A 19599-nucleotide genomic window follows, 5' to 3' on the forward strand; every position below is an offset into this window, starting at 1 on the left:
TCCCCTCTGCCCGAAAGGAACCTCACGTGGCAGTCACTTCCCCGACCGACGCATCCTGGTGGCGCTCGGCCGCCATCTATCAGGTGTACGTACGCAGCTTCGCGGACGGTGACGGCGACGGTACCGGCGACCTCGCGGGCGTCCGGGCCAAGCTGCCCTACCTGGCCGAACTCGGCGTCGACGCCCTGTGGTTCAGCCCTTGGTACCTCTCGCCCATGGTCGACGGCGGTTACGACGTCACCGACTACCGCGTCATCGATCCCGCGTTCGGCACCGTCGCGGAGGCCGAGAAACTGATCGCCGAGGCCCGCGCGCTCGGCATCCGCACCATCGTCGACATCGTGCCCAACCACGTCTCCGACCAGCACGCCTGGTTCAAGGCCGCCCTGGCGGCGGGCCCCGGAGCCCCCGAACGCGAGCTCTTCCACTTCCGCCCCGGCCGCGGCGCGCACGGCGAACTCCCGCCCAACGACTGGCCATCGCAGTTCTCGGCGACCGCATCGACCTGGACCCGCGTCGACGACGGCGAGTGGTACCTCCACCTCTTCGCACCCGAGCAGCCCGACCTCAACTGGGCCCACCCGGCGGTCCGCCAGGAGCACGAGGACGTCCTGCGGTTCTGGTTCGAGAGGGGCGTGTCCGGCGTACGGATCGACTCCGCCGCCCTGCCCGCCAAGGACCCGGCCCTGCCCGACTTCACCGAGGGAGTCGACCCGCACCCCTTCATCGACCGCGACGAACTGCACGACATCTACCGCTCCTGGCGAGCCGTCGCCGACGAGTACGCGGGTGTCTTCGTCGGCGAGGTCTGGCTCCCGGACGCCGAGCGCTTCGCCCGCTATCTGCGCCCCGACGAGATGCACACCGCCTTCAACTTCTCCTTCCTGTCCTGCCCTTGGGATCCAGGGAAGCTGCGCGCGTCCATCGAGGCGACCCTCGCCGAACACGCCCCGGTCGGCGCCCCCGCCACCTGGGTGCTCTGCAACCACGACGTGACGCGCACGGTCACCCGCTACGGCCGCGACGACACCGGCTTCGACTTCACCAAGAAGGCCTTCGGCACCCCCACCGATCTGGAGCTCGGCACCCGCCGCGCCCGCGCCGCGGCTCTGCTCACCCTCGCCCTGCCCGGCGCGGTCTACATCTACCAGGGCGACGAACTGGGCCTGCCCGAGGCCGACATCCCCCTGGACCGCATCCAGGACCCCATGCACTTCCGCTCCGGCGGCGTCGACCCGGGCCGCGACGGCTGCCGGGTGCCCCTGCCCTGGACCGCCGCCGAACCGTACGCGGGCTTCGGGTCGATGACCGGGCCCTGGCTGCCGCAGCCGGAGGGCTGGCCCGCCTACGCCGCCGACCTCCAGGCCACGGACCCCGGGTCCATGCTCACGCTCTACCGCGCCGCCCTGCGCCACCGCCGCCTCGAACCGGGCTTCGGCGACGGCCCGTTGACCTGGCTGCCGACCGCCGAGGGCGCCCTGGGCTTCGTACGCGAGTCGGGCCTCGCCTGTGTCGTCAACCTCGCCCCCGACCCCTGTGAACTCCCGGCCCACACACGGGTCCTGCTGGCCAGTGGCCCCCTGGACGAGGCGGGCCGTCTGCCGCGGGACACGGCGGTCTGGCTGCGCGTCTGAACCCCACTCCCACACCCCCAAGACCGAGCACTGACCTCCCCACTCACAAGGAAGGTGCACCACCCATGGCCAGACCTGACAGGAGCACTACAAGACCCATCCGCAAGTGGTACGCCGCCGTGGCCACCGCAGGCCTCGTCGGCACCCTCGTCACCGGCGTCACGGCCCCCGGCGTACAGGCCGCCGAGGCGGCCGCGGGCGCCACACTCCCCTTCACCTCCGTCGAGGCGGAGAGTGCGACCACGAACGGCACCAAGATCGGTCCCGACTACACGCAGGGCACGGTCGCCTCCGAGGCGTCGGGCCGGCAGGCCGTGCGTCTCGCGGCCGGCCAGAGCGTCGAGTTCACGCTCCCCAAGGCGGCGAACGCGCTCAACGTCGCCTACAACGTCCCCGACGGCCAGTCGGGCGCGATGGCCGTGTACGTCAACGGGCAGAAGATATCCAAGACGCTGCCCGTCACGTCGAAGTACAGCTACGTCGACACCTCCTGGATCGCGGGCTCCAAGACCCACCACCTCTTCGACAACGCACGGCTCCAGCTGGGCCAGAACCTGCGGTCCGGCGACAAGGTGAAGCTGGAGGCCTCCTCCACCCAGGTGACCGTGGACGTCGCCGACTTCGAACAGGTCGCGGGCGCCGCCGCCAAGCCCTCCGGGGCGCTCTCGGTCACCGACAAGGGCGCCGACCCCACCGGGCAGGGTGACTCCACCCAGGCCTTCCGCGAGACCATCGCGGCGGCCAAGGGCGGCACGGTGTGGATCCCGCCGGGCGAGTACAAGCTCACCCAGTCGCTCAGCAACGTCGACGACGTGACGATCCGCGGCGCGGGCAACTGGCATTCGGTCGTGCGCAGTTCACGCTTCATCGACCAGTCGAACGCATCCACCGGCAAGGTGGGTCTGCATGACTTCGCGGTGATCGGCGAGGTGACCGAGCGGGTCGACAGCAGCCCGGACAACTTCGTCAACGGATCGCTCGGCCCGAACTCCTCCGTCTCCGGCATGTGGCTCCAGCACCTCAAGGTCGGCCTCTGGCTGACGGGCAACAACGACAACCTGGTCGTGGAGAAGAGCCGCTTCCTCGACATGACGGCCGACGGCCTCAATCTCAACGGCACGGCCAAGGGCGTCGACGTACGCGACAACTTCCTGCGCAACACCGGCGACGACGCCCTGGCGATGTGGGCCCTCAACACGACCAACAGCAACTCCTCCTTCACCGGCAACACCATCTCGCAGCCCAACCTGGCCAACGGCATCGCCATCTACGGCGGGCGCGACATCACCGTCAAGGACAACCTGATCCTCGACACCAACGCCCTGGGCAGCGGCATCGCCATCTCCAACCAGAAGTTCATGGACCCGTTCTTCCCGCTGGCCGGCACCATCACGGTCTCCGGGAACACCCTTGTGCGCACCGGCGCCATGAACCCCAACTGGCAGCATCCGATGGGCGCGTTGCGCGTGGACGCGTACGACAGTGCCATCGAGGCCACGGTGAACATCACCGACACGACGATCACCGACAGCCCGTGGAGCGCGTACGAGTTCGTGTCGGGCGGCGGCACCGGCAAGGCGGTGAAGAACGTCAGCGTCGACCGCTCGACCATCGACAAGGTGGGCACGGTCGTCGTCCAGGCCGAGACGCCCGGCGCGGTCAAGATGTCGAACGTGAAGGCCACCGGCGTCGGCGCGACCGGCGTCTACAACTGCCCCTACCCGACGGGATCCGGCACCTTCGCCCTCACCGACGGCGGCGGCAACTCCGGCTGGTCGGGCACCTGGGACGACTGCTCGACCTGGCCGAAGCCCGGCGGCGGCAACCCCGACCCCGACCCGGACCGCAACCTCGCCAAGGGCCGCCCGGCCACCGCGACCGGCTCCGTCGACGTCTACACCCCGGCCAAGGCGGTCGACGGCGACGCGGCGACGTACTGGGAGTCCACGAACAACGCCTTCCCCCAGTCGATCACCGTCGACCTCGGCAAGGCCGAAGCGGTGCGCAGGCTCGTCCTGAAGCTGCCGCCGCCCTCCGCCTGGGGAGCCAGGATCCAGACCCTGTCGGTCCAGGGCAGCGCGGACGGCGCCGCCTACAGCACGCTGGCCGGATCGAAGGACTACCGCTTCGACCCGGCGAGCGGCAACAAAGTGACCGTCACGCTGCCCGCCTCCGCCCCGAACGTCCGCCACCTGCGGCTGGTCGTCACGGCCAACACGGGCTGGCCGGCCGCACAGTTCAGCGAGGTGGAGGCCTACCTGTCCTGAACCGCCGCGCGCCCCGCTCGCTCTCGGCTGTCGCCGGGCGGGCGGGGCGCGCGTGGTGCGCGGGCTCAGACGTGCGCCGAGTCCTTCACCTGCGGATCCTTGGCCGAGGCCTCGGGCGCGGGACCGCCTTCGCTGAGGCCGAACCGCCCGTGGACCTTGCGCAGGAAACCGGGCGCGTACCAGGCCGAGCGGCCGAGCAGCCGCATCGCGGCGGGCACGAGGATCCCGCGTACGGCGACGGCGTCGATGAGGATGGCGAGCCCGCTGCCCAGGCCGAACATCTGCATGAAGCTGAGTTTGGCTGTCCCGAAGGCGAAGAAGCTCACCGCGAGCAGGCAGGCCGCCGCGGTGACGATGCGTCCCGTGTGCCCGAGGCCGTTGGTCACGGCGGACTCGTTGTCCTCGCCCAGGTCGTGGAGCTCCTTGATGCGGCTGGTGACGAACACCTCGTAGTCCATCGAGAGGCCGAAGGCGATGCAGAACATCAGCACCGTCATGGACACCTCCATGGGCTGCGCCGTGAAGCCCAGGAGGGAGGAGAGGTTGCCGTCCTGGAAGATCCAGGTCATGACGCCGAGGGTCGCGCCCAGGCTGATCATGTTGAGGAGCAGCGCACGCAGCGGCTGCACGATGCTGCCGGTGAACAGGAAGAGCAGCAGGAACGTCGTGAGGGCGACCAGGGCCACGGCGAGGGGGAGCCGGTCGGCGATGGAGTCCTTGGAGTCGACCAGGACGGCGTCGACTCCGCCCACCAGAGGGTGTGTCCCGGCGGGCGGGGCGACCGCCCGCACCTCCTCGACCAGGCTCTGGGCCTCGTCCGACTTCGGAGTCAGGGTGCTCACCACGGTGATCCGCTGCGCGTCGGGGCGGCCGAGGGCCTTGTTGCCGGGGTTCCCGGAGTTGCCGGGGTTACCACGGTCCGCCGCCTCTGACCGGCCGTCGGCGTAGGTGCCCTGGCTGGTCTCGACGCGGACGACGCCCTTGAGCCCGGACAGGTCGGCCGCGTACGTCGCCAGCGGGGCCTTGGCGAGGGATCCGTCGATGGCGACGTGGAGGGCCGCGTCGTCGCTGCCGTTGAACTTCTCCTGCAGCACCGTCGAGACCTGGCGGCTCTTGGCGTCCTCGGGCAGCACGCGTTCGTCCGGTGTGCCGAAGGTGATGCCGAGGAGCGGGCTCGCCGCGACCAGCAGGACGGCGAGCACGGGCAGCGCGGTGAGCGCGGGGCGCCGCATGACGGTGCCCGCGAGGCGTCCCCACATGGGTGCCCGGGACGCGGGGCGCACGCGCTTCGCCCACGGCATGCGCCCGCTGTTGACCCGGTGTCCCAGGACGACGAACAGGGCGGGCATGACGAACAGGGTGCTGAGGGCGGCGATGGCGACCACACCGACCCCGGCATAGCCGAACGAGCGCAGGAAGTACTGCGGGAACGCCAGCAGTGCCGCGAGTGCGGCCGCCACGGTCGCGGCGGAGAACGCGACCGTGCGCCCCGCCGTGCTCACCGTCCGGCGGACGGCGTCCTCCACGCTCGCGCCCGTGGCGAGTTGCTCCCGGAAGCGGCTGACCATGAGCAGGGCGTAGTCGATGCCGAGGCCGAGTCCCAGGGCGGTGGTCAGGTTGATCGCGAAGACGGACACGTCGGTGACGCTGCCGAGGACGAAGAGCTCCGCGAACGTGCCCGCGATGGCGATGAGGCCGATCACCAGCGGCAGCAGCGCCGCGACCAGGCTGCCGAAGACGAGCAGGAGCAGAAGCAGGGTGAGCGGCACGGCGATGGCCTCGGCCAGGACGAGGTCTTCGCCCGACTGCGTGCCCATCTCGCTGGTCACGGCGGCGCCGCCGCCCGCCTCGACGTCGAGTGTGCCCTCGTACGGACCGGTGTAGCTGTCGATGACGCTCTGGGCGTTCTTGTCGCGCTCCAGGTCGTCGCCCTGTACATGCGCGAGGACCATGGCCTCGCGGCCGTCCTTGGAGCGGAGGCCGGGGCTGGCCGTGTCCCAGTACGAGACCGCGTTGTCGAGGTGCCGTTCCTTCTTGAGGTCGGCCACCAGGGACTTGCCGCTCTGCCGGGCGGCGGGGTCGTCGATGCGGCCGTCGGAGGCGCGGACCAGCAGGACCAGGTTGGTCTCGCCGCCGAACTTCTCGTCGATGACTTCCCCGGCCCGGGTGGACTGCGAGGCCGGATCGTCGTACCCGCCTCCCAGCAACTTGCCGAAGGCGCCGGCGCCCAGGGCGCCCATGAGGGCCATGGCCACGACGGCGACGACGAGTATCAGCCGGGACCGGCGAATCGCCAGTTCAGCTATGCGTTCGAACACGCACGCTCTCCTTTGGTGTTCAGACGGCGAATTTCGCGGAGCGTCTTTCGCTCCGTCAGAACAGGTGCGCTGTCGCACTCTTCGTCGCCACGGACGACGTTAGTGAGGCGACGGAAAATTTGGCAGTGTTAGATTTTCCTCACATGCCGTCCAGAGGAGAGGAACACGCCATGGCCCCGCCCTCCCTGCGTCAGCGACGCCGGGCCGCCGCCACGCAGGAGATCCTGGACGCCGCCGAGCGCCACATCGCCGAACACGGCCCCGTGGCCCTGTCGTTGCGAGCGGTCGCCCGCAGCCTGCAGATGACCGTGCAGGCGCTCTACCACTACTTCCCTAGCCGGGACGCGCTGGTCACGGCGCTGGTCACCAAGGCGTACGACGACCTCACCGACGCCGTGCAGGCCGCCGTGGACAACGCGCCGGACGGATCGGACCTGCCGGGCCTGGTGATCGCGGCCGAGGGCTACCGCAGTTGGGCCATCGCCCACCCCGAGCACTTCCAGCTCCTCTACGGGACGCCGCTGCGGGACTACGCGGCGCCCGCCGAGGGGTCGACCACCCAGGCGACGCGCAGGATGAGCGTGATCTTCGAGCGCGAGCTGTTCGACGGGTTCACCGCGGAGCAACTCGCCGCGGCCGACGCCCCCGCGCTCTCGCCCTCCTTGGCGGCGTACCTGGACCAGCTGCCGCATTTCGGCATGGGGCATCTGCCGCCCCCGGCCACCGCGCTCTTCCTGAGCGCGTGGGGGCACCTGCACGGCCTGGTGGTCCTGGAGGTGTTCGGGCACACCGTCTTCCTGGGGGACCACCAGGCCGAGATCTACCGCATGGCGATGCGGAACCTGCTGGAGGACACCCGCCGTCGGATCCCTTCCTGAGCATCCGATTGCCCGACTGAGTCCCTACGTGAGGACCTCGCCGTCACGGGACTCGTCGGGGACGGCGGAGGTGGACCGGGTGCGCAGGATCCCGGCGGTGCAGGCGGCGAGGACGCAGAACGCCACGGGCAGGAAGAACGTGAGGTTGAGCGGCACGGCGTGCGTGAGCGGTCCGATGACGGCGGGCCCGGCGAGCATGCCGAGGTACCCGAGGCCCGCGACACGGGAGACGTTGGCTCCTGCGGCGTCCTGATCGGCGTGGCCGGCGGCGCTGAACAGCTGGGGGATGCAGCCGGAGAGCCCGATCCCGAACACCGTCCAGCCGAGCAGGGCCAGCGGGATCCACGGCGACAGCGCGGCCACCGTCATGCCCACGGCGGCCACCGAAGCACCGTGGCGGAGCACGGCCACCGGGCCGTACCGCGCGGCCACCCGGTCGGCCAGCAGCCGGCCGACGGTCATCGCCGTGGCGAAGGCGCCGTAGGCGAGGGCGGCGGTGGCCGCGGGCGCGTCCAGGGTGTCCCGCAGGTGGAGCACGCTCCAGTCGTTGGCGACGCCTTCGCAGAGCATCAGCATCAGGGCGAGCGCGGCCAGCATCCAGATGCGCCGGGGTGTCCCGCGCCGGGGCGCCGCCTCGGTGGCGACGGCCTGCCCGGTGGGGTCGGCTTCGGCGCGCAGCAGCGCGGGAGCAGCCAGCGCGGCGACGGCGAGACCGAAGAGCGCCACCGCGCCGAGCGTCAGGGACGGGCTCAGGTCCCAGCTGAGGGTGCGGGCGCCGACCAGCGCGGCGAGGACGCCGCCGATGGAGAAGGTGGCGTGGAAGGCGGACATGACGGGGCGTTCGTAGCCGCGCTCGACCTGGATGGCGTGGGCGTTCATGCTGACGTCCAGGCAGCCGTTGCCGAAGCCGAGCACCAGCAGCGCGGCCCCCAGCGCCCAGGCGCTCGTGGCGAGCCCCGGCAGGACCACCGCCGCACTGCACAGCGCCGCGCTGAGCGGTACGACGGTGCGGGCGCCGAAGCGGTCGGTGAGCGGACCGACGAGCTGCATTCCGGCGAACGCCCCCGCTCCGAGCAGCAGCAGGAGCCAGCCGAGCACGGCATGGCTGATGCCGGCGCGGTGCTCGACGGCCGGGATGTGGACGATCCACATCCCCATGAGGAAGCCGTTGAGGGTGAAGTAGGCGAAGGTGGCCAGTCGGCCCGAGCGCAGCGATCTTTCCATGAGAACGAACATAACGAACATTGCTGCTGTTCGGAAGATTGCGTATCGCACATCAATAATGTTCTATTGACGTTATGGTGAGTGCAGACCGACTGAGGCAGATCAGCGATGCCGTACGCGAGGCCGGCCGGATGGGCGTCGCGGAGCTCGCGGAACTGACCGGCGCCTCGGAGATGACCATCCGCCGGGACCTGGAGACGCTGGCGGACCAAGGCGTCCTCGAGCGCTACCGGGGCGGCGCGAGAAGCCTGCTCCTGCGCGGCGAGGAGCCTCCCTTCGCACTCCGGGCGCAGGAAGGCATGGAGGCCAAGCGGCGCATCGCCGCGGAGGTCGCGGGACTGATCGCGGACGGCGAGTCCGTCGTCGTCGACAGCGGCACCACCTGCCTCGAAGTGGCCCACGCCCTGGAAGGCCGTCGCCTGACCGTGATGCCGCTGTCCCTCCACGCGGTGAACGCGCTCACCAGAGCCCCACAGCTGACGCTCCTCGTCCCCGGCGGGCGCCCCCGCCCCGGCGAACTGGCGCTGACCGGCCCGCTGACCGAGGCGTCCCTGGCCGCCCTGCGCTTCGACACCGCGGTCATCGGCTGCTGCGGGCTCAACGCGGCACACGGCCTGACCGCGTACGACCTGGACGACGCCGCGGTCAAACGCGCCGCGATCGCTTCGGCCCGCCGCGTCATCGCCGTGGCCGACGCCCCCAAGCTCTCCCGCACGGCCCTCGCGTTCGTCGCCCCCGCCGCGGCCCTGCACGCCGTCGTCACCGACGAGGCCGCCGCCCAGGACGAGACCGACGCGCTGTCCGCTGCGGGCGTCACCGTACGAAAGGTGTGAACCCATGCCCGACGCACCCGACTCACCCCTCCAGCCCGACGTCGTGCTCTTCGATCTGTTCGGCGTCATCGCACGCCACCAGAGCGCCGAAGGCAAGGACCGCCTCGTCCGCACCGCCGAGGTGCCCGCCGCGGAGTTCTGGGACGCCTACTGGGCGCGGCGACAGCCTTACGACCAGGGCGAGTTGACCGGCACCGCCTACTGGCGCCAGGTGGCGGACTCCCTCGCCACCCACTTCGACGAGCACCGGATCGCGGAGCTCATCGAGGCCGACACCGCAAGCTGGAGCGCCGTCGACGAGACGATGGTCACCCTGGTCGAAGAGCTCGCGGCAGCCGATCGCCGCATCGCGCTGTTGTCCAACATCCCCGAGGAGCTGGCCACTTACTACGAGGAGCATCACCACTGGCTCAAGCGCTTCCCGCTGCGCGCCTTCTCCTGCCGCATCGGCCACGCCAAGCCGGACCCCGGGGCCTACCGGTGGTGCCTGAACGCCCTGCGCGTCGAACCGGACCGGGTCCTCTTCGTGGACGACCGCGAGGAGAACATCCGCGCCGCCGAGGCGACCGGCATGCGCGGCCACCTGTTCACCACCCGCGAGCGGCTGAGGGAAGCCCTCCTCCCGTAGCGGTGGTCCGTCGAACGGATTCAACTGGCTCGGCTCTGGCTGGATTTGACTGCCGGAGCCGAGTTCGGCGTTCTCCTGCGGCCGTGGGCCCGCACGCTTGCCCCGCGGCCCTTCGGGCCGGTGGCCAGAACGTCGTCGGTCATCGGGATAAACCCCGCGCGGACAAGATCACTGCTTCGTGTGCTGCCAACGGGCTTATCGGGCGAGCCAGGCACAGCGGCCGTTAAATGGTCCCCGGATCCGGACGAATTCCGTGTCCTTGACCCTCTACTTCCGCTTTCGCCGGTTGCGCGCCCGTGCCGATGACCTCTCTCGTGAAGGAGAGCCCGCTCCATGACCGTTGAGACCAGCCCGGAAGCACAACTGGAGCCGCCCCGGCGGACCAGCCTGAGCACCGAGGCTGCCCGCAACCTCGCCACCACGACCAAGTCCGCCCCGCAGATGCAGGAGATCACCTCCCGCTGGCTGCTGCGGATGCTCCCCTGGGTGGAGACCAAGGGCGGCGCCTACCGGGTGAACCGCAGGCTGAGCTACACCGTCGGCGACGGACGCATCGAGTTCGTCCAGGACGGCGTCGACGTCCGGGTGATCCCCCGCGAACTCGGCGAACTGGCCCTGCTGCGCGGCTTCGACGACGTGGAAGTACTCACCGCGATCGCCGACCGCTGCGTCCAGCGCGACTTCCGCGCCGGCGAGGTACTGGTCGAGCGCGGCACGCCCGCCGGGCAGCTCCACCTGATCGCCCACGGCCGGATCAACCAGAACGCCCTGGGGAAGTACGGAGACGCGGTCGGCGTCGCGGTCCTCGCCGACGGCGACCGGTTCGGGGAGAACTCCCTCCTGGACGCCGACGCCCGATGGGACTGCACCGCGACGGCCGAGACCGCCGGCACCCTGCTCACCCTGTCCCGCGCCGACTTCGCCGCCGTACTGTCCACGGCGCCGACTCTCCAGGCCCACCTCCAGGAGCTCAGCAGGCTCCCGCAGCAACGCCAGAACAAGCACGGCGAGGCCGAGATCGCGATGTCGGCGGGGCACGTCGGCGAAGCCTCACTGCCGGGTGCCTTCGTCGACTACGAACTCAAGCCGCGCGAGTACGAACTCTCCGTCGCACAGACCGTTCTGCGGGTCCACACGAGGGTCACCGACCTCTACAACGGGCCGATGAACCAGACGGAGGAGCAGCTCAGGCTCACCATCGAGGCGCTGCGCGAGCGCCAGGAGCACGAGCTGATCAACAACCGTGAGTTCGGCCTGCTCCACAACGCCGACTTCAAGCAGCGGATCCAGCCCCACTCGGGCCCGCCCACCCCGGACGACCTGGACGAGCTGCTCTGCCGACGCCGTGGCACGAGGCTCCTCCTCGCCCATCCGCGGACGATCGCGGCGATCGGGCGCGAGTTCAACGCCCGCGGGATCTACCCGGACCACGTCGACCTCGGCGGCCAGCAGGTGCCGGCCTGGCGCGGGGTGCCGATCCTGCCCTGCAACAAGATTCCCGTCACCAAGGAGCAGACCAGCTCGATCCTCGCCATGCGTATCGGCGAGGACAACCAAGGCGTCATCGGTCTGCATCAGACCGGACTTCCGGACGAGTACGAGCCGGGCCTGTCGGTGCGCTTCATGGGCATCGGCGAGCAGGCGATCATCTCGTACCTGGTCAGCACCTACTACTCCGCCGCCATCCTGGTGCCCAACGCGCTCGGCGTGCTGGAGAACGTACAGATCGCCCGCAGGCGCGACTGACGCGACTGGCACGACTGGCGCGACCAAGAGGACCCGTCGTACGGCCACGACAGCCCGGAGCCCGCCGGGCCGGGCGAGTGTGCCCGGATCCGGGAGAGGCCACCCACCCCATCGAGGAGCCACGGATGCCCGAGCCCGGGTTCTCCCCTCCGCAGCCCAGCCCCATTGCCGCTGCGGCCCGCTTCGGGGACGACGTCCCCACCATCACCCACGCCGCCGGCGTCCTGCCCGAGCAGTCCTCGGCCCCCGGCCCTGCCGCGGTGCAGGAAGCGGGTCCGTCCCTGGAGCGGGTCCTGCGCGGTCCCAGCGGCCTGGGCACGGCGAGTTTGTACCTGGCACGGCGAGCGACACCGACGGAACAGCAGGAGCAGTCGGAGCCGCCGGAGCCCGCGGCGGACGAGGCGCCTGCGGATGCCCTTCAGATCCCCGGCCTCTACTACCACCCGGTGGCGGAGCCCGACCCGGCGCGGGTGGCGGAGGTCAGCCGCCGGATCAAGGACTGGGCGGTGGACGAGGTCGAGCTGTACCCCGAGGAGTGGGAGGGCCAGTTCGACGGCTTCTCCGTCGGGCGCTACATGGTCGCCTGCCATCCGGACGCCCCGACCATCGACCACCTGATGGTCGCCACCCGGCTCATGGTCGCCGAGAACGCGGTCGACGACTGCTACTGCGAGGACCACGGGGGCTCGCCCATCGGCCTCGGGGGACGGCTGCTGCTGGCGCACACCGCCCTCGACCACCTGCACGTGACCAAGGAGTACCAACCGCAGTGGGCGCAGTCGCTGCACGCGGACGCCCCGCGGCGCGCCTACCGCTCCGCGATGGAGTACTTCGTTCGCCAGTCCACCGCATCCCAGGCCGACCGCTACCGGCACGACATGGCCCGGCTGCACCTGGGCTATCTCGCCGAGGCCGCCTGGGCCCAGACGGACCACACGCCCGAGGTGTGGGAGTACCTGGCGATGCGGCAGTTCAACAACTTCCGGCCCTGCCCCACCATCACCGACACCGTCGGAGGCTACGAACTCCCGGCGGACCTGCACGCACAGCCCGCCATGCAGCGCGTCCTCGCGCTCGCCGGGAACGCCAGCACCATCGTCAACGACCTGTACTCGTACACCAAGGAACTCGAAGCCCCCGGACGGCACTTGAACCTGCCCGTGGTGATCGCCGAGCGTGAAAACGTCTCCGAGCAGGACGCCTACCTGAAGGCGATCGAGGTCCACAACGACCTCATGCGCGACTTCGAGGCCGAAGCCGCCGCCCTGGCCGCGTCCTGCCACGTCCCGAGCGTGCTGCGCTTCCTGCGGGGCGTGGCCGTCTGGGTCGACGGCAACCACTACTGGCACCAGACCAACACCTACCGATACAGCCTGCCCGATTTCTGGTAAGGACGGAATCACCTGTGACCAGCACTGAGTTCTCCACCGTCAGCAGCTCCTCCGCGTTCGTCCCCGCCCCGGCGACGCCCTACCAGGGCGACATCGCGCGCTACTGGAACAACGAGGCGCGGCCCGTGAATCTGCGCCTCGGCGACGTCGACGGGCTCTACCACCACCATTACGGCATCGGCGACGTCGACCATGCCGCCCTGGGGGACCCCGACGACAGCGAGCACGAGAAGAAGCTGATCAGCGAGCTGCACCGGCTTGAGTCGGCGCAGGCCGAAGTCCTCCTGGACCACCTGGGCCCGCAGGGGCCCGACGACACCCTCGTGGACGCCGGGTGCGGCCGCGGCGGATCGATGGTCATGGCCAACCAGCGCTTCGGATGCAAGGTCGAGGGCGTGACCCTGTCGGCCAAGCAGGCCGACTTCGCCAACCAGCGCGCCGAGGAACTGCGCATCCAGGACCGCGTCCGTGCCCGCGTGTGCAACATGCTCGACATGCCCTTCGAGACCGGGCAGGCCGCGGGCTCGTGGAACAACGAGTCGAGCATGTACGTCGACCTGCACGACCTGTTCTCCGAGCACTCCCGGGTCCTGGAGGTCGGCGGCCGCTATGTCACCATCACCGGCTGCTGGAACCCGCGCTACGGCCAGCCCTCCAAGTGGGTCTCCCAGATCAACGCGCACTTCGAGTGCAACATCCACTCCCGCCGGGAGTACCTGCGCGCCATGGCCGACAACCGCCTGGTGCCGCAGGCCATCGTCGACCTGACGCCCGCGACCCTGCCCTACTGGGAACTGCGGGCCACGTCGTCCCTGGTCACCGGCATCGAGGAAGCGTTCATCAACTCGTACAAGGACGGCTCCTTCCAGTACGTCCTGATCGCCGCCGACCGCGTCTGACCGACACCGACCGGAGGGGCCGGGCCGTCGCCGCGCGGCCCGGCCCCTCCACGCGTGGACGCGGCCTGTCGCGTATCGCGTCACGTCCCCTACAGTGCGTGTCGCCTGCGTCCGTCCGCGACGACGTACAACCGTCGAACAGGAGCCGCCCCGTGGCGACCCACGCCCGCCCTGGTTCCCTCCCTTCGCCTCCCGAGCGCCGGGTGCCCGAGCTCGATCCCGTCGTCGTCGGACAGTGGCAGGACGGGGGAGGGGAGCTCGTCGACCTCTTCGCCCTGGCGCGCGAACGGCTCGGCGGTGTCGCCGCGTTCCGGCTCGGGCCCCGCCCGACCGTCCTGATCACCGACCCCGAGGCCGTGCAGCACGTACTCGCGCTCCATCCCGACCGTTACGTGAAGCGTTCGCACCGCGCCCGGCTGCTGATCGGCGACGGAGTCCTGGCCGCGACGGGCGAGGCATGGCAGCGGCAACGGCGGCTGCTGCAGTCCCAGTTCACCGGCCGTGGCATGCGCCGCTACGAGCAGCGGATCACTGAGGCCGCCAGGACCACGGCGGCGCGCTGGGCCGGGTACGCCCGCACGGGGGAGGTCTTCGACGTCGGCGAGGAGATGCGCCGCTTCGCCCTGGACACCATCTGGCGCTCCCTGACCGGCCACCCCCTCGACCCCGCGTCGGAGCGTGAACTGGCCGCCGTGCCCGCCGTGGTGGCCGCGCTGCCCAGCCTGCCCGCCGACGGCGTCGCCGCCCAAGGAGCGGTCGCCGCCGAGCTGGCCGCGATCGACGCGGTGGCCGCCCTGGCCATCGCCGCCGCACGCGACACCGAGGCCGGACCCGAGGGGCCGGGCCTGCTGCACGTCCTGCTGGATGCCGCCCAGACGCGCCCCGAGTACACCGACCGGCTGATCCGCGACGAGCTCGTCACCCTCCTCGTCGCCGGACACGAGACCACCGCGACGACCCTGACCTGGCTCTACCTCCTGCTGGACCAGAACCCTGGGGCGCGGGAACAGGCTCTCGCCGCGGGCGCCGACGGCTCGCCCGAGCGGCGGCAGGCCGTCCAGGCACTCGTCCACGAGACGCTGCGGTTCTACCCGTCGGCCTGGGTGCTGCCGCGCTGTGCGGCGCAGGACGACATCCTCGCCGGGTACGAGGTCGAGGCGGGCACCGACGTGCTGGTCTGCCCCTATCTCACGCACCGTGACCCCCAACTCTGGGCAGACCCTGAGCGATTCGACCCGACGCGCTTCACCACCCCCGGGCGACGCCCCACCCACACGGGAAGCTACTTCCCGTTCGGCATCGGCCCCCGGGCCTGCCTGGGCCTGCAGTTCGCCCTCAGGGAGTCGACCGTCCTCCTGGAGCAGCTGCTGCCGGCCCACACCCCGCACTTCCGCTCCACCCCGGACAAGGCGGCCTACAGCATCACGGTCCGCCCCGACGGCCCCACACCCGCGGTGCTGGGCGGCTAGGTTCAAAGACCGCGAGGCCCGGCCGGCCCCGAACCCGAGCCTTTCCTACGCGGTTCGGTAGGCCCGCAGAAAGGTCCGTACGCCCTCGACGACGAGTGGCCGTACGCGGGTGTCCTCCGCGACGTTCGCGGAACCGAGCCTGTCCAGCGCGACGCCGAAGGTCAGCGCGATGAACTGGTCGGCCGCGAGCCGGGGATCGGGGACGTCGAGCAGCCCGGCATCGGCGAAGGCGGCGAACCGCTCGGCGATCGCCTCGTCGGGGGTGTCGGCCATGGAGTTGTAGCCCCGGTGCGGCAGGTGACCGGATTCGGCCCGGACCAGGCGTTGCAGCGTCGCGTACTCCGCCGAGCCGAGCATGTCGGTCGAGATGCGCATCGAGAACGCGACCAGGTCGTCCTCGAGTTCGGCGCCCTCGGTGAGGCCGGTGAGGGTGTCGTCGAGGGTGCGCCGGATCGTGGTGATCATCGACTGGCCGACGGCGTCGACGACTGCCTTCAACAGCGTCTGCTTGTCGCCGAAGTAGTCGTAGACCGTCCGCTTGGAAACCTCCGCCCGAGCGGCGATCGCGTCGACGCTGGACCGGTCGAAGCCGTCGGCGAGGAACAGTTCGCGGGCCGCCGAGAGGATGGCGGCCCGCTTCGGCGTGGATCCCTCGCGCAGGGTCTTCGTGGTCGGCATGGCCACATCCTAACCGTCCTACACTGCACGGTGTAGTGTAGTTCCGAACTCGCCCGGCAATGACGGAAGGACGTTCATGACCGCGACTCTGGCTGCCCCGGTCCGCATCGGGAAGGCCGCTGTCTGGGCCCTGGGCATGCTGGCACTCGCCACCGGTGCCCTGGAGTCGGTGGTGACGCCGACGCTCCCACTCCTGCAACGTGAACTCGACATGAGCCCCGCCGAAGGGGCGTTACTCAGCATCGTGCTCCTCATCACCGGCGCGATCGTCACTCCGGTCGCGGGCAAGTTCGGCGACCGCTACGGCGGAAAACGGGTCCTGATCCGGCTGATGGCGGTGGTCTGCGCCGGTGGCCTGGTGTCCGCCCTCGCGCCGAACCTGCCGGTGCTGCTGCTCGGTCAGGTACTGCAAGGGGCGATGGTGGGCGCGCTGCCCCTGTCGTTCATCGTGGTGCGCAAACACCTCCCCGCGGGAGAGTCGACGGTGGCCATCGGGGTGGTCAGCGGCTTGTTCGTCGGGGGCGGGATGGCGGGAACGCTGTCGGCCGGGCCCGTGGCCGAAGGGCTCTCCCGGCACTGGATGTTCGCGCTGCCGACGATCGCGGTCATCGGGGCCACGATCTTTGTGAACAGGCTGATGCCGGACGATCCGCCGGGCCGGTCGGACGGCGCCGGGGTCGACTGGCCCGGCCTGCTCCTCATGAGCGGGACGCTGGTCACCCTCATGCTCGTGCTCGCCCTCGCGCCCGACATCGCCTCGCAGCCACTCGTACTCGGCGCCCTCGTCGTGGTGCTGGCCGCCTTCGTGACCGGATGGACGGCCGTCGAGCGGCGTGCGGCATCGCCGATGGTCGACCTGCGCATGCTGGCGCGGCCCGCGGTGTGGAAGTCGTGTGTGCTGACGTTCGTGATCTGCGTCGGCACTTCGGTGCCGGTCTACCTGGTCCCGCAGTTGCTCGCGGTGCCGACCGACGCGTACGGATTCGGCGCCGGCGCCACCGAGATCGGCTTCTTCCTGCTGCCGGGCGCGGTGGCCGCGTCGCTTGCCGGGCCGATCAGCGGGATCGGGTCGCGGCGCCTGGGCTCGCGAGCCGTGGTCACCGCCGGGATCGTCATCATGGTCACCGCACTCATGGCCCTGGCCGCCGTGCACACCGAGATCTGGCACCTGGTCATCGGCAAGATGCTGATCGCGCTCGCCAACGGCCTGTGCGTCACGGCGATGGTGACGAGCACCGCCACCTCCGTCGACCAGGGTGACACCGGCATCGCCACCAGCCTGGTCCTGGTGACGCGCGTGCTCGGCTTCGCCGTCGGCGTGCAGGTCAGCGGCGCGATCCTGACCGCCGCCACGCCTTCCGGGTCCGATGTCCCGGCCGAATCCGCCTTCGTCGTCGGCTTCCTCATAGCCGCCGCCGTCACCGCGCTGTCCCTGTTCGTCGCCCGCACCATGAGCAAAGGAGTCAAGGAATGACCCTGACCGAGCAGTTGAAGTCGCGAGGCATCCGCACCGCGCCGAGGCGCAAGGTCCTCATATCCGGGGCGAGCATCGCGGGGCCCGCCCTCGCGTTCTGGCTGAACCGCCATGGATTCGAGGTCACCGTGGTCGAGAAGGCGAGCGGGCTCCGCGGTGGCGGCTACCCCATCGACGTACGCGGCACCGCACTGGAGGTCGTCCGGAGGATGGGAATCCTGCCGCGGTTGCGGGACGCGCACATCGACCTGCGCCGGCTGACGTTCCTCGACGGGGGCGGCAGCGAGGTGGCCTCGGTCGACCCGCATCGGCTCACCGGCGGTGTCGCGGGACAGGACGTCGAGGTGCGGCGCGGGGATCTGGCCGACGCCCTCCACGCGGCGGTCCGTGACGACGTGGAGTTCTTGTTCGGCGACTCCATCGCCACCCTCGACCAGTCCGGCCACGGGGTCGACGTCACCTTCCGCGGGGGCGGCAGGCGTACGTTCGACATGGTGTTCGGTGCGGACGGGCTGCACTCGCGTACCCGAGAGTTCCTGTTCGGCCCCGAAGAGCAGTTCCACCGCTACCTCGGTTACTGCTTCGCCGGGTTCACCATGCGCAACACCTTCGGGCTCTCCCACGAGCTCATGATGTGGAACACCCCGGGCAGGGCCGCGGCGCTCTACGCCGTCGGGGGTAACGACGACGTGCACGCCTTCCTGAACTTCGCCCGCCCGCAACCGCCGTTCGGCGCGTTCCGGAACCCGGAGGCCCAACGGGAGCTGGTCGTCTCCGTGTTCGCCGACGCGGGATGGGAGGTCCCGGGCATGCTCGCCGCCCTGCACGACGCGGACGACCTGTTCTTCGACGCGGTCAGCCAGATCCGCATGCCCCGCTGGTCCAGCGGCAGGGTCGCTCTGGTGGGGGATGCCGCGTACGCACCCTCGTTCCTCACCGGGCAGGGCTCGAGCCTCGCGCTCGTCGGCGCGTACATGCTCGCCGAGTCCCTTGCCGACCGGGACCACGTCGCGGGGTTCGCCGCCTACGAGCACGGCACCCGTGAGTTCGTGACCGTCAACCAGGACCAGGTCGGCGAGGGCGACGCCACGCTCTTCCCCACCACCGCGCGGGCATTGGAACAGCGCAACGACATGCTGCGCAATCTCGGCGCCATGCCCTCCGGGGAAGGACGCCCGGCCCATTCGGCCCTCGCCCTGCCCGAGCTCTGGCCCGTGGCTCGCCTCTTGGCGCAGAAAAAAGCCCCGGTCTCGTGAGAGACCGGGGCTTGTCGCGAGCGCTGGGCAGGCCTTGCACCTGCATTTCCCCGCAGGAAGCGGGGCGTCTTTCCTTGGACGACCAACGCGCGGCCCGCTGCCAGGAGTTCCTGCCGTGGGCGCAAGATCAACTATAGCGCATGGGAGGGGCGGGTTCGCCCACCCTCCCACGCGTCGGAGCCCCGGCGCCGGCTCACTGCACTCCGTGTGGCCGGAACTGAATGCTGATGCGCCCTCCGGCCGCACGGGCCGACTTGGGGATGGCGTGCTCCCAGGTGCGCTGGCAGGAGCCGCCCATCACGATCAGATCTCCGTGTCCGAGCGGGCGCCGGACGGTCTCGCCGCCGTGGCGCGGGCGGAGCAGCAGGTCGCGGGGTGCGCCCACGGAGAGGATGGCGACCATCGTGTCCTCGCGGGCGCCCCGGCCGATGCGGTCGCCGTGCCAGGCCACGCTGTCGCGCCCGTCGCGGTAGTGGCACAGGCCGGCCGTCGTGAAGGCCTCGCCGAGCTCGGTCGCGTAGTGCGCGGAGAGTGCCTGCCGGGCCTCGTCGAGGACGGTGTGGGGGAGTGGTTCGCCGGCGCGGTAGAAGGCGAGCAGGCGCGGCACGTCCACGACCCTCTCGTACATCTGCCGGCGCTCGGCCTTCCACGGGACGTCCGCCGCAAGGCGTTCGAACAGGACGTCGGCGCCGCTGAGCCAGCCCGGCAGGAGGTCGATCCACGCCCCGTCGCCGAGGACCGTCCTGCGGATGTCGCTCAGGGGGTCCAGGCGTACGTCGTCGCACTGATCGAAGAGTGATCCCTGGAGCTGGTGCGTCGCCATGCGGCCAGTGTACCGAATGATTCGAACGTGTGCGCTAATAGCCGGACGGGGTGGGTGTCCGGGCCTGACTCAGGCCCGGAC

Annotated in this window: 15 protein-coding genes; 11 read left to right on the forward strand and 4 right to left on the reverse strand. The window is 70.5% G+C overall.

The genetic code is table 11. From position 1 onward, the window contains the following. Positions 1–26 precede the first annotated feature (26 nt). Positions 27–1634, forward strand: coding sequence for a glycoside hydrolase family 13 protein (locus ACFUPX_RS22760; protein WP_383325408.1), 1608 nt, complete (start codon positions 27–29; stop codon positions 1632–1634). 65 nt (positions 1635–1699) lie between these two features. After that, positions 1700–3901 carry a discoidin domain-containing protein gene (locus ACFUPX_RS22765; protein WP_383325411.1) on the forward strand — a complete coding sequence of 734 codons (2202 nt, stop codon included), beginning with the start codon at positions 1700–1702 and terminating at the stop codon, positions 3899–3901. Between the two features lie 65 nt (positions 3902–3966). On the opposite strand, the gene ACFUPX_RS22770 is transcribed toward ACFUPX_RS22765, so the two are convergent. Then, positions 3967–6219: an MMPL family transporter gene (locus tag ACFUPX_RS22770; protein WP_383325414.1), complete on the reverse strand. Its 2253-nt coding sequence runs from the start codon at positions 6217–6219 to the stop codon at positions 3967–3969. A 170-nt stretch (positions 6220–6389) separates the two neighbouring features. Between ACFUPX_RS22770 and ACFUPX_RS22775 the strand changes: the two genes are divergently transcribed. Next, positions 6390–7097, forward strand: coding sequence for a TetR/AcrR family transcriptional regulator (locus ACFUPX_RS22775; RefSeq protein WP_383325417.1), 708 nt, complete (start codon positions 6390–6392; stop codon positions 7095–7097). A 24-nt stretch (positions 7098–7121) separates the two neighbouring features. On the opposite strand, the gene ACFUPX_RS22780 is transcribed toward ACFUPX_RS22775, so the two are convergent. After that, positions 7122–8321, reverse strand: a complete 1200-nt coding sequence (locus ACFUPX_RS22780) for an MFS transporter (protein WP_383325420.1) — start codon at positions 8319–8321, stop codon at positions 7122–7124. Positions 8322–8395: 74 nt separating this feature from the next. Between ACFUPX_RS22780 and ACFUPX_RS22785 the strand changes: the two genes are divergently transcribed. From ACFUPX_RS22785 to ACFUPX_RS22810, 6 genes are all read left to right on the forward strand, one after another. Beyond that, on the forward strand, positions 8396–9154 hold the full coding sequence (locus ACFUPX_RS22785; protein ID WP_383325423.1) for a DeoR/GlpR family DNA-binding transcription regulator: 759 nt from the start codon (positions 8396–8398) through the stop codon (positions 9152–9154). A 4-nt stretch (positions 9155–9158) separates the two neighbouring features. Continuing rightward, entirely contained in the window at positions 9159–9782 is a 624-nt protein-coding gene (locus tag ACFUPX_RS22790; RefSeq protein WP_383325426.1) for an HAD family hydrolase, read from the forward strand. Positions 9783–10115: 333 nt separating this feature from the next. Continuing rightward, positions 10116–11528 carry a family 2B encapsulin nanocompartment shell protein gene (locus ACFUPX_RS22795; RefSeq protein ID WP_383325429.1) on the forward strand — a complete coding sequence of 471 codons (1413 nt, stop codon included), beginning with the start codon at positions 10116–10118 and terminating at the stop codon, positions 11526–11528. Positions 11529–11653: 125 nt separating this feature from the next. After that, on the forward strand, positions 11654–12919 hold the full coding sequence (locus ACFUPX_RS22800) for a family 2 encapsulin nanocompartment cargo protein terpene cyclase (protein WP_383325432.1): 1266 nt from the start codon (positions 11654–11656) through the stop codon (positions 12917–12919). A 14-nt stretch (positions 12920–12933) separates the two neighbouring features. Then, complete coding sequence (locus ACFUPX_RS22805; protein ID WP_383325435.1) at positions 12934–13818, forward strand: geranyl diphosphate 2-C-methyltransferase; 885 nt, start codon at positions 12934–12936, stop codon at positions 13816–13818. Positions 13819–13970: 152 nt separating this feature from the next. Further along, entirely contained in the window at positions 13971–15287 is a 1317-nt protein-coding gene (locus ACFUPX_RS22810) for a cytochrome P450 (protein WP_383325438.1), read from the forward strand. Positions 15288–15332: 45 nt separating this feature from the next. On the opposite strand, the gene ACFUPX_RS22815 is transcribed toward ACFUPX_RS22810, so the two are convergent. Then, complete coding sequence (locus ACFUPX_RS22815) at positions 15333–15965, reverse strand: TetR/AcrR family transcriptional regulator (RefSeq protein WP_383325441.1); 633 nt, start codon at positions 15963–15965, stop codon at positions 15333–15335. 76 nt (positions 15966–16041) lie between these two features. On the opposite strand from ACFUPX_RS22815, the gene ACFUPX_RS22820 reads away from it, so the two are divergent. Both ACFUPX_RS22820 and ACFUPX_RS22825 read left to right on the forward strand, forming a co-directional pair. Continuing rightward, entirely contained in the window at positions 16042–17439 is a 1398-nt protein-coding gene (locus ACFUPX_RS22820) for an MFS transporter (RefSeq protein WP_383325444.1), read from the forward strand. Continuing rightward, the gene (locus tag ACFUPX_RS22825; protein ID WP_383325447.1) at positions 17436–18695 is read left to right on the forward strand and encodes an FAD-dependent monooxygenase; all 1260 of its coding nucleotides are present in this window, start codon (positions 17436–17438) and stop codon (positions 18693–18695) included. The genes ACFUPX_RS22820 and ACFUPX_RS22825 overlap by 4 nt, the downstream gene beginning before the upstream one ends. Before the next feature lie 193 nt (positions 18696–18888). On the opposite strand, the gene ACFUPX_RS22830 is transcribed toward ACFUPX_RS22825, so the two are convergent. Continuing rightward, positions 18889–19518, reverse strand: coding sequence for an alpha-ketoglutarate-dependent dioxygenase AlkB (locus ACFUPX_RS22830; protein WP_383325450.1), 630 nt, complete (start codon positions 19516–19518; stop codon positions 18889–18891). Positions 19519–19599 lie beyond the last annotated feature (81 nt).

Origin of the sequence: Streptomyces sp. NPDC057302 (assembly GCF_042667685.1) — a bacterium.
Classification (GTDB): domain Bacteria; phylum Actinomycetota; class Actinomycetes; order Streptomycetales; family Streptomycetaceae; genus Streptomyces.

Excerpts from the sequence above, each read along its gene's own strand:
- ACFUPX_RS22765 (WP_383325411.1), top strand. The coding sequence starts at position 1,700 with ATGGCCAGACCTGACAGGAGCACTACAAGACCCATCCGCAAGTGGTAC.
- ACFUPX_RS22775 (WP_383325417.1), top strand. The coding sequence starts at position 6,390 with ATGGCCCCGCCCTCCCTGCGTCAGCGACGCCGGGCCGCCGCCACGCAG.
- ACFUPX_RS22780 (WP_383325420.1), bottom strand. The coding sequence starts at position 8,321 with ATGGAAAGATCGCTGCGCTCGGGCCGACTGGCCACCTTCGCCTACTTC.
- ACFUPX_RS22785 (WP_383325423.1), top strand. The coding sequence starts at position 8,396 with ATGGTGAGTGCAGACCGACTGAGGCAGATCAGCGATGCCGTACGCGAG.
- ACFUPX_RS22790 (WP_383325426.1), top strand. The coding sequence starts at position 9,159 with ATGCCCGACGCACCCGACTCACCCCTCCAGCCCGACGTCGTGCTCTTC.
- ACFUPX_RS22795 (WP_383325429.1), top strand. The coding sequence starts at position 10,116 with ATGACCGTTGAGACCAGCCCGGAAGCACAACTGGAGCCGCCCCGGCGG.
- ACFUPX_RS22800 (WP_383325432.1), top strand. The coding sequence starts at position 11,654 with ATGCCCGAGCCCGGGTTCTCCCCTCCGCAGCCCAGCCCCATTGCCGCT.
- ACFUPX_RS22815 (WP_383325441.1), bottom strand. The coding sequence starts at position 15,965 with ATGCCGACCACGAAGACCCTGCGCGAGGGATCCACGCCGAAGCGGGCC.
- ACFUPX_RS22820 (WP_383325444.1), top strand. The coding sequence starts at position 16,042 with ATGACCGCGACTCTGGCTGCCCCGGTCCGCATCGGGAAGGCCGCTGTC.
- ACFUPX_RS22825 (WP_383325447.1), top strand. The coding sequence starts at position 17,436 with ATGACCCTGACCGAGCAGTTGAAGTCGCGAGGCATCCGCACCGCGCCG.
- ACFUPX_RS22830 (WP_383325450.1), bottom strand. The coding sequence starts at position 19,518 with ATGGCGACGCACCAGCTCCAGGGATCACTCTTCGATCAGTGCGACGAC.